Source organism: Gilliamella sp. X-60 (assembly GCF_057063585.1).
Window position 1 is genome coordinate 38544 of record NZ_JBXSQJ010000022.1, and the last position, 10795, is coordinate 49338.

The 10795-nt window shown below is 38.6% G+C and carries 10 protein-coding genes; 4 read left to right on the top strand and 6 right to left on the bottom strand.

Going from position 1 to position 10795, the window contains the following annotated elements; all coding sequences use genetic code 11:
• Window positions 1-13: 13 nt before the first annotated feature.
• The 4 genes from nusA to truB all read left to right on the top strand — a co-directional run bounded on the left by nusA (window position 14) and on the right by truB (window position 5556).
• A complete protein-coding gene (gene nusA / locus ACYIAM_RS10860) occupies window positions 14-1489 on the top strand; it encodes a transcription termination factor NusA (RefSeq protein ID WP_174796191.1) in 1476 nt (491 codons plus the stop codon).
• Window positions 1490-1506: 17 nt separating this feature from the next.
• On the top strand, window positions 1507-4143 hold the full coding sequence (infB, locus tag ACYIAM_RS10865) for a translation initiation factor IF-2 (RefSeq protein WP_483748266.1): 2637 nt from the start codon (window positions 1507-1509) through the stop codon (window positions 4141-4143).
• Between the two features lie 65 nt (window positions 4144-4208).
• Window positions 4209-4586, top strand: coding sequence for a 30S ribosome-binding factor RbfA (gene rbfA / locus ACYIAM_RS10870; RefSeq protein WP_065586528.1), 378 nt, complete (start codon window positions 4209-4211; stop codon window positions 4584-4586).
• 67 nt (window positions 4587-4653) lie between these two features.
• Entirely contained in the window at window positions 4654-5556 is a 903-nt protein-coding gene (gene truB / locus ACYIAM_RS10875) for a tRNA pseudouridine(55) synthase TruB (RefSeq protein ID WP_483748267.1), read from the top strand.
• 768 nt (window positions 5557-6324) lie between these two features.
• Here truB and ACYIAM_RS10880 read toward each other — a convergent pair.
• The 6 genes from ACYIAM_RS10880 to ACYIAM_RS10905 form a co-directional block, all read right to left on the bottom strand.
• A complete protein-coding gene (locus ACYIAM_RS10880; protein WP_483748268.1) occupies window positions 6325-6525 on the bottom strand; it encodes a hypothetical protein in 201 nt (66 codons plus the stop codon).
• A 216-nt stretch (window positions 6526-6741) separates the two neighbouring features.
• Entirely contained in the window at window positions 6742-7488 is a 747-nt protein-coding gene (locus ACYIAM_RS10885; protein ID WP_483748269.1) for a hypothetical protein, read from the bottom strand.
• 19 nt (window positions 7489-7507) lie between these two features.
• The gene (locus ACYIAM_RS10890; RefSeq protein ID WP_483748270.1) at window positions 7508-8584 is read right to left on the bottom strand and encodes a Tox-REase-5 domain-containing protein; all 1077 of its coding nucleotides are present in this window, start codon (window positions 8582-8584) and stop codon (window positions 7508-7510) included.
• A gap of 12 nt (window positions 8585-8596) precedes the next feature.
• Window positions 8597-8941, bottom strand: coding sequence for a hypothetical protein (locus ACYIAM_RS10895; protein ID WP_483748271.1), 345 nt, complete (start codon window positions 8939-8941; stop codon window positions 8597-8599).
• Window positions 8941-9447: a DUF4123 domain-containing protein gene (locus tag ACYIAM_RS10900; RefSeq protein WP_483748272.1), complete on the bottom strand. Its 507-nt coding sequence runs from the start codon at window positions 9445-9447 to the stop codon at window positions 8941-8943. Before ACYIAM_RS10900 ends, ACYIAM_RS10895 begins: the two co-directional genes overlap by 1 nt.
• The coding region (locus tag ACYIAM_RS10905; RefSeq protein WP_483748273.1) for a DUF2345 domain-containing protein at window positions 9447-10795 on the bottom strand (1349 nt) is incomplete at its 5' end. The genes ACYIAM_RS10900 and ACYIAM_RS10905, both read right to left, overlap by 1 nt.

Below are 10795 nucleotides of genomic sequence, written 5' to 3' on the forward strand. Positions count from 1 at the left end.
ACGGGTGTAAAGGATGAATAAAGAAATTTTAGCTGTTGTTGAAGCGGTATCAAACGAAAAAGCGCTTACGCGCGACAAAATTTTCGAAGCATTAGAAACCGCATTAGCAACGGCCACTAAAAAGAAGCATGCTGTTGATATTGATGTTATAGTAAAAATCGACCATAAAACAGGCGATTATGACACTTTCCGCCGTTGGCAAGTAGTTAATGAAGTGACCCAACCAACGAAAGAAATAACGTTAGATGCAGCACAATATGAAGACTCATCAGTACAACTTGGCGATTATATTGAAGAACAAATTGAATCTGTTGCTTTTGACCGTATTACTACGCAAACGGCCAAACAAGTAATTGTGCAAAAAGTGCGCGAAGCTGAACGTGCCATGGTGATTGACATGTTTAGAAATCGTATTGGTGATATTGTGACAGGTATTGTCAAAAAAACCAATCGTGACAGCGTGATTCTTGACTTAGGTAACAATGCTGATGCCATGATGTCTCGTCATGATATGTTACCGCGCGAAAACTTCCGAATTGGCGATCGCGTTCGTGGTATTTTATATTTAGTTGAACAAAACAATAAACCTGCACAACTTTGCATTAGCCGTTCAAATCCTGAAATGATGGAAGAACTATTCCGCATTGAAGTTCCGGAAATTGGCGAAGAGATGATCGACATCAAAGGTGTGGCTCGTGATCCTGGTTCGCGCGCTAAAATTGCAGTTAGCAGTAATGATCGTCGTATTGATCCTGTTGGTGCATGTGTTGGCATGCGAGGTGCGCGTGTACAAGCTGTATCTAATGAATTTGGTGGTGAGCGTATTGATATTGTTTTATGGGATGATAATCCTGCTCAATATGTGATTAATGCCATGGCGCCAGCCGATGTTGTTTCCATCGTTGTTGATGAAGATAAACATACCATGGATGTGGCAGTCAATGCTGACACATTGCCACAGGCAATAGGTCGTAATGGTCAAAATATTCGTTTAGCATCACAACTTACTGGTTGGACATTAAATGTGATGAGTACCGAAGATTTGCAAGAAAAACACCATGCAGAATCTTTTGCGGCAATCAATAATCTAATTAAACATCTTGATATTGATGAAGGACTTGCACAGTTGTTAGTTGAAGAAGGCTTTACCTCACTTGAGGAACTTGCCTATGTGCCAGTTGACGAATTACTTGAAATTGAAGAACTGGATGAAGATTTAGTTCAAGCTTTAAGAAGTCGAGCAAAAGACGCATTAACTACAATGGCACTAGCAAATAGTGGCGATAAACAACCTGCTCAAGATTTACTTAATCTGCCAGGTATGACACAAGAGTTAGCCTATCAATTTGTGCAACATGACATCATTACTTTGGAAGATTTAGCTGAACAAGGTACCGAGGATCTAAACGATATTGAAGGTTTAACAAGCGAACAAGCTGGCGATTTTATTATGGCTGCACGTAATATTTGTTGGTTTGCAGATGAATAATTGAGGAAAAGTAATACATGACCAAAGTATCAATCGAAACACTGGCTCAAGAGATAAACACTCCAGTGCAAACACTTTTGCAACAGTTTGCCGATGCAGGTATGAAGAAAACCGCATCTGATACTGTTACACAAAAGGAAAAAGAAGCTTTGCTTGCTCACTTAAAACCTCAGCAAGGCCCAACAAAGCTAACATTGCAACGTAAAACGCACTCAACCTTGAATGTGTCAAGCGGTGGTGGCAAAAGCAAAGAAATTAAAGTAGAAGTTCGTAAAAAACGAACTTTTGTTAAACGTGATCCAGCCGAAATTGCCGCTGAACAAGAAAAGGCACGCCTTGAAGCAGAGCAAAAAGCGAAAGAAGAAGCCGAATTAAAAGCGCGCAAAGAAGCTGAAGAACAAGAAAAGAAAGAGGCGCAAGAAGCCAAAAAACGTGCTCAAGAAGAAAAAGCGAAAGCAGCGCAAGAACATTCAGCAGATCCTAAAGTGAAAAAAGCTCAAGAGGAAAAAGCACGGTTAGAAGCTGAAGCGAACGAAATTAAACGTAAAGCTGAAGAAGAAAGTCGCCGAAAATTAGAGGAAGATGCTAAACGTATGGCTGAGGAAGCGCGTAAACTCGCTGAACAATATAATGAGGCTGATGATAGTGATCATACCGAAGATGAAGATTATCATGTGACAACCTCGAAATATGCGAGAGCCGCAGAAGACGATACCGATCGTGAAGTTGAAAGTGCTCGAGGGCGAGGTCGTAGTGGTAAACAGACTAAGCAGAAAAAAGGCAGCAAACTATCGGAAGGCAAAGCAGAACGAGAAGAAGCTCGGGCTGCGACACGTAGTGGTCATAAAAAGAAAGGTAAAAGTACCTTACAGCAGGGCTTTAATAAACCTGTACAAGCAGTTAACCGCGATGTGGTTATTGGCGAGACTATTACTGTTGCCGAATTGGCTAATAAAATGGCCGTAAAAGGCTCTGAAGTCATCAAAACCATGATGAAAATGGGCGCAATGGCAACTATTAATCAGGTTATCGATCAAGAAACGGCGCAACTTGTTGCTGAAGAAATGGGGCATAAAGTGGTGCTTCGCCGTGAAAATGAGCTAGAAGAATCGCTCATGAGCGACCGTGATACCGGTGCAGAAAAAGTTGCACGCGCGCCAGTTGTCACCATTATGGGGCACGTTGACCATGGTAAAACCTCATTACTTGACTATATCCGTAAAGCGAAAGTGGCATCAGGTGAAGCGGGTGGTATTACTCAGCACATTGGTGCTTACCATGTGAAAACAGCAAATGGTGAAATTACATTCTTAGATACTCCGGGTCATGCGGCATTTACTTCAATGCGTGCGCGTGGTGCTAAAGCAACGGATATTGTGGTACTTGTTGTTGCTGCTGATGATGGCGTGATGCCACAAACCATTGAAGCGATTCAGCATGCTAAAGCGGCAAACGTGCCAATTGTGGTTGCGGTGAACAAAATTGATAAACCGGAAGCCGATCCTGAGCGCGTAAAAGGTGAACTTGCGCAATATGGTGTAATGTCAGAAGATTGGGGTGGTGATACCCAGTTTGTTCATGTTTCAGCAAAAGCAGGAACCGGTATTGATCAACTACTTGAAGCTATTTTATTACAAGCAGAAGTCCTTGAATTAACCGCATACGAAACTGGTATGGCAAGTGGTGTGGTTATTGAATCATTCCTTGATAAAGGTCGCGGTTCGGTTGCGACAGTGCTAGTGCAATCAGGTACATTACGTAAAGGCGATATCGTTCTTTGTGGATTTGAATATGGACGAATTCGAGCAATGCGTAATGAACTAGGCAAAGAAGTGACAGAAGCGGGTCCTTCTATACCAGTTGAGATCCTTGGTTTATCGGGTGTGCCATCGGCAGGTGATGAAGCAACTGTTGTACGTGATGAAAAGAAAGCGCGTGAGGTTGCTCTTTATCGACAAGGTAAATTCCGTGATGTGAAACTTGCTCGCCAGCAAAAAGCGAAACTTGAAAACATGTTTACTAATATGACAGAAGGCGATGTTTCTGAGCTTAATATCGTATTAAAAGCGGATGTTCAAGGTTCGGCTGAAGCGATCTCAGATTCATTACTTAAACTGTCAACAGACGAAGTTAAAGTTAAAATTATTGGATCAGGCGTGGGTGGTATCACTGAAACTGACGCATCACTGGCAGCTGCATCAAATGCGATTATTTTAGGCTTTAATGTTCGTGCCGATGCCTCTGCACGTAAAGTAATTGAATCAGAAAACTTAGATCTTCGTTACTATTCAGTAATTTATGATCTGATTGACGAAGTTAAACAAGCCATGAGCGGTATGCTTGCACCAGAGTACAAACAAGAGATTATTGGTCTTGCTGAAGTGCGTGATGTATTTAAATCGCCTAAATTTGGTGCAATTGCCGGTTGTATGGTAACCGAAGGTGTGGTTAAACGTCACAATCCAATTCGTGTTCTACGTGATAACGTGGTTATCTATGAAGGTGAACTTGAATCATTACGTCGCTTTAAAGATGATGTTAACGAAGTGCGTAATGGAACCGAATGTGGTATAGGTGTGCGCAACTACAACGATGTTCGTGTTGGCGATACGATTGAAGTCTTTGAAACTATTGAAATCAAACGTACGATCTAATGACAACGTATTAATGTTATAAGCAAGGTTTAGCCTTGCTTATTCATTTTTTAAGGAAAATAGATATGGCAAAAGCATTTAATCGTTCATCTCGAGTTGGGCATGAATTACAAAAAGAAATTGCAATTATCTTACAGCGAGAAATCAAAGATCCTCGTCTTGGCATGGTCACTGTTTCGGGTGTTGATATCTCGCGCGATCTTGCCTATGCTAAAGTGTTTGTCACTTTTTTAAATGATGATGATCCGCAAGTGATTGAACAAGGTTTAGCGGTACTTAATGACGCTAAAGGCTATATTCGCACGTTAATTGGCAAAGCGATGCGTTTGCGGATCATTCCTGAGATCAAATTCTTTTACGATGAGTCGCTTGTTAAAGGTATGCAAATGTCGAGTTTGGTGGCGGATGTTATCAAGCATGATAACGAGCGTCATAAAGATTAATATTAAAAAAATAGTCCTGAATTTTGTCAAAAAGTTTCAGGTAACTATACGTTTCAGTATAAAATAAATGATGAATATAAAAAGAACTCGCCGTGATCTTCACGGCGTTTTGTTACTAGACAAACCACAAGGCATGACATCCAACGATGCTCTGCAAAAAGTGAAATGGCTATTTAATGCTAAAAAAGCGGGGCACACAGGGGCACTTGATCCATTAGCGACAGGTATGCTACCTATCTGTTTTGGTGAAGCGACCAAATTTTCACAGTATTTATTAGATTCAGACAAACGTTATAGAGTGATCGCCAAACTTGGTGAACGTACAGATACCTCAGATGCGGATGGCCAAATTATTTGTACCAAACTTGTTAAAGTGAACGAATCGCAAATTAACCAAGCTTTAATGCATTTTCGAGGTGATATTTTACAAGTACCGACCATGTTTTCGGCTTTAAAATATCAAGGTAAACCACTTTACGAATATGCCCGCCAAGGTATTGTCATTGAACGTGAAGCTAGACCTATTACCGTTTACGAAAATCAATTTATCCAATTTGATGCTATAAAAAACGAATTAACGCTAGAAATACACTGCTCTAAAGGCACCTATATTCGAACTATTATTGATGATTTGGGCGAATTACTGGGTTGTGGGGCACATGTTATTTATTTAAGGCGTTTGCAAGTATCTAATTATCCGATTGATAAAATGATCAGTTTAGATGCATTACAAAATAGGACAGAAAAGGATGAACTGTTAATGCCTGTTGATAGCCCGTTACAAGATCGTCCAAAAATAACGCTGACTGATGCACAAGGTAAAGATATATTGTTAGGGCGAACCATTGAATTTGAAAGCGCTACACAAGTTGAAACCTTGGTGCGAATTTATCAAGGCAAGCAATTTATTGGCGCCGGCGTGATGCAAAGTAACAAATTATCGCCAAAGCGATTAATATCAACCTTGTAATGAATTGGTTATTTTTATTTAAATGCTAAATTTAATTTTCAACAGTAATTAAAAAGCTAACGATAAATTAAGTTTAGCGACAGAAAAACACCGAGTTGCTTAGAATTCAAGATTAAAATGATCTTCTAAAAACGTATAAGGTATTTTCAATACAATTATGTCATGCGGTTTGACCTAATTATAAAAGTGAACAAACCGCTTAAGCTTTTACTTTTTATCTTTTGAATCCTCGAATATTTAATTTATTGGAATTACTCGCCTTATTTAAAATAATTTAAAAAACTACAGTAATAAATATACATAAAAAACAAAACTAACGATTGATCACCAGTTAGCGATATGGCACTTATATCATAAAGAAAAATAGCCGTCACCGATTTGGAAAAACGTTTTATGACCGATTGTCGTCCCTTTATAACGAGTTAAAGAAAACCCGATTAAAGCTTTTATCCCTTTAACTAGTAAGAAAGAACGTTATTAAACTATCAGTGATGGTATTAAACGACGGTTTTATGTTGAAAAGCCCATTGAAGATAAGTTAAGACGCAAGCTAAACGCGATAACAGAACCTATCTGGACGAAATGCTGCATGTTGACAACGAGTGTTTACCTAGAATATTTCCATTTATAACACCGAAAGACCCTATCAGGCATTAAATATGAGTAGAAAACACGAAAACAGGTAGCATAATTTTCTACGTCAGTTTTGTTCTCATCATGGGGTATTTACACAACTGTTCCCTTTATCAAGTATAGATAACGTTTCTTTTATCTGCATAAAATCAAACCAATCCCAACAACATGCCCGCCTAGCACCTTCACCATTACTAACACCCAACCACTTTTTTTTCGGTTTTTATCATCAAGTACATCGACTTTTAACCACACGTTATCTTGTGCATCTATTGCTTGATTGTTGTTTGTCGATAACTTTGTATCATTTATCTCGACCCGTAATGCCGTGCCCACAATCAGTGTGCTACTGGGTATATTACTCGCTTGTAAAAGGTGCTTAGTCCATGCAGCCGTGTTTTCGACTAAAGATAACTCCCCATTGGGTTTGGTTACTTTGGCAATAGCAGCCTCATTTTTTATCCATAATGTCTTTATCTCAGTTTCTGATGACTGAATTTCAATTTGTAACCAGACAACCTTAATGTCTTGACTTAGTAAGTTTAGGGATAATCATAAATTACTTCGTTCTGGTAGCAAATCCGCTTCGCGTAACCGAACATCAAGGCGATTCATTGTTTTCACATCCTCAATATTTTTAAAAAATGGAAAGTGATCGAGCGATACAATGACAGTGCCAACCTGTTTATCATTTTGATTAATAGGAATAATTTTATGCGCTTCTGGATAATCCTTTGCATTTAGTGGTGCTGGAATGTAAACAATTAGTGAGGTACCAATTCGTTTAGGAAATATAGCTTCAACTCTTTCCATCAAATCAATTTCAATATAGCTATCTATAAAAACATTAGCCAATTTAGTCACAAAGGTTGTGATTTGCTTTAACAGCTGTAAATCTTCAGATTTAGTGAAAAAAAAGTCAATATCAGAACTAATCAGAGCGTCATCAAAAAATGATTTATCAACATTATAAGTAATAACCTGCCCGACACTTGTCGGTTCACCATCAATAAAAAAAATCTGCGTATCATTGTTCTTTTCAATTTTTTGGTAGGCTAAAGCAAGCTTTTTCATCCCAAAATCAGTAAAACCCTCAGGGCAGTAGACTAACTCTTCTGGTTTCGCTCTTATGGTGTTTTTAGATAGGTACCAACGCATGTTTGAATCAAAACTATCTTGATAAGCCTTTAAGGCATTTTCTAAACGTTGATAAAAATCAGTAAAAGTGAGTGTTGTTGTCTTTGGTAAATAAAGTATGATACTAAACTGAATATCGTCTGATTCAATGTATTTAGTCATATTAATCTCTTTATGTTAATTACAGTAATGGAACCCAAATTGCACTGATTGAAGGGTAGGAAGCCTTGTTTAACATCTTCAAAAAAGCATTATAGGCAAGGGGGGTCATAAAAACCCAACAGCAGTGAGCATATGGATGAGCAGAACAAATTTTGTCATGTTTTTCGGCTTGTCTTTTGAATCCCTTTATTTTTTGCTTACCCAATCGTTTTAATTTTGGCTGACCTGTTTGGGTATTAAATTTTGTTCGGCTAAACATCAAGGAGTCATAATTGGCTTTCATTTCAAGCAACAAACAAAATTGTTCCAGCCAACCATCGAAATCAGCTTTTCCTGCAGGGCCTTCATAAAGCCATTCTTTGATTTCTAGCGACATTTTACCCGTTTTCGGATTTTCTGTACGCGCCCAAGATTCGCCAGTAAACGCACACTGGTAATCAGCTGACAGATCGCTCATATTACGGCGAAACATTTTTTTCGTAATAAATGATGAAATAGAGCAGTTACACCGTTGGCTTTTTTCAAGCTGATCTTCTTTTATTCTAACCATTTTTTCAGCGATTGTAGCTTTAATCAATTCTTTTTCATGATCAGTTAAGACTCTTATATTATAATATTTAGCCATCTCAATATCATGTTGTATCTCTTTAATTTCTTTTTCACAATTATCAATAAGGGTTAATAACTGTGTTTCTGTTAACGCTGGACTAATTGGTTCGCCTCGTCTTAACCTCTCAAGTTTTTTCTTATAAGAATTAATATGATATGTTTGTATTAGTTCGATCTCTTTTTCTAATTCTGCTATTGCCTCTGGTGTATCGGGCTCTATATCATCTTCTCCAGTCATATCAATTATTTCATTATCTTCTAAAGCCTTATTTGTTACTGATTCTATCGCTTTAAATATAGCCATATAAATCATAGGGTCTTGATATACAGGGTAGATATGATGATGTGTTTTTTTGGGTTCCAAAATAGGCGTAGAGCTTATTTCATAACCTGGAGGATAATCCGATGTTTCTTTGCTAGTCTGATAAGCGATTATAGAAGCTCCCATTATCGCTAGTATTTCTTCAATCAGAATAAGTATCGGCATGATTGTTTTTCCTTAAAGTAATCCTTTTTGCTTTTTCTCTGCAATAATAAGCAAATCTTCATATTGTTTTTCTGGAATATGATCCTTTTTTTCAATCCAATCTTTAATTATTGGATTATTCTTATAACCCGGCGTTACGGCTTCCCCGTATAAAAATGCCTCGATAAGTGCTTCTTTCGTAAAACCGAGGGCAATAAGGTAGTTATAAGTTTCTTTTAATCGCCGAAATAACTTATTAATATCTTCGTCTGGTAAAGTTAAACGTTTATCATTTTTGATCTTATGCGTTACTTGCCAAAGGTACTCTTCATCTTCTTGATGAGATACAGCATTCATTTGTTCTTTACAAAATTGCATTATAATTTACCTTTTATTAGGGAATAGTAATGATTATTATGAAAATAGATCCAGTCAACGATATTTAATGTAAATAGTTTAAATTGTTTAGGTGTGAGCACATTTTGTAGCTTGTTTAAGACACGTGGATCATAATAACGTAATAATGCATTACGTTTATTAGGTAATTGTAAATGTAATTGGTTTTCTAGTTGGTTAAATAAATAATCTAAGCTAAGAATTGAAATTAACCACATAACAGATGGATACGTTTTTTCAAGCTGCAATAGTGAATTTTGTACATTTTTATCAACTTGCATAATATCGATAAGCCAAGGCCCTGCAAAAGCGACCTCTTTATTGTTTGGACGGATAAAAAGTGGTAATGTATTTTTATCTTGAATAATTTCATTTTGAAATAAGCGTTCATATTCTAGCCCATCGACTAATACATAAAGCGAGAGTTTATATCTGGATTGCTTTTGTTGTTCCAAAAATGTTTGATAAGAAATATGTTGATTTAACATTATTCATCTCCTAATATCACTAGCATTTGCGCTTTTTCTGCAGCTCGTATCAAACATGGTAAACAAATTTTTTCATTAGCCTCTGAAGTAACTTTGGGTAATGTCAAAGAAGTAATTGATTTTGTTGCTACCCCCATCTTCTGCATCACATTGCATTTAAGATAGATATTATCCTGTGTACCCAGTTCGATGCCTTCACTGCTGATTTTGATATAAGAGCCACCGCAAATGAGCGTTAGTTCATCGCTCGCTGTGATAGTTACCTCACCATCGACACTATCCACTTTAATATCTTGCTTGGCAGCCATATTGAGGTTGGCATTTTGGGCTTGCACCTCGATATCGCCTTGGTTGGCAAACAGTTTCATGCCTGATTTTTGGGCAAATAAGCCAATCGCCTCGCCCGCTGAAAGGGTGACGTTGTTTAAAGCGTTAATATCGGTTTGATGTTCGCTGGTTAAGGTCAGGCTGTTAGCTGTCGATAGTTGGATATTTTCAGGGCTGGTTAGAGCCATGCCTTCTTGCGCATAGGCCAGTAAGCCACTTTGGGTTAGCTGAGTTAAGTTGGCTTTAAGTTGGTCTTGGCTGTCGGTATCGGCGCTGTGCGCTTCGGACTGGGTAGCGGCATTTTGTAGGGCTTTGGCAATGGATAAGGCATTTTCAATTTGGGCAATGGCCGCTTGCATATCGAGCTGTTTGCCTTGCGCTTTTGGCTGGGTTTGGGTGGTTAAGTATAAGCCTTTATTAGCGGCAATCGCCCCCCATTCGTCGGTGCGCAGTTCAAAGCCCTCACCACGTTGTCCTTTTTTATTATCGACCAAATGCCCCAAATTAAGTTGGCTTTTGCCGTATTCGGTGGCGATTTTAATATGCTCTTGCCCGCGTTTATCATCCATGCGCAGTTTGTTATTAGCCGGCGTGCGAATCACATTGCGGTGTTTGTTAATGGTGGTAATAGGGTCAGGGTGAGCACTGTCATGCATCGCATGGGCGATATATGGCCTATCAGGATTGCCTTGCATAAAGGCAATGGCTACTTCAGTACCGTCAATTAACGGAAAGTGAAAACCATAGGTGTTACCCGCATAAGGTTTGGCTAAACGTACCCATAAGCTTTCCGTGCCACTTTTCCATTGTTTCAGGTCAACATTAAATTTAACCCGATAGCGCCCTTGCGGGTCGATATAACCATAGGTGTCATGATTAGGACTGGTGACACGGGCAGGTAAAGTGCCACTGACTTGCGGCCAACGTATGGGCGCGGGACGATAGGGTTTTAAGGCTTGATAAGGAATGGCGGTAAAGGTGAGTTCATAAGCATCAGTGCGGTTACCCTGCCCCTGTACAC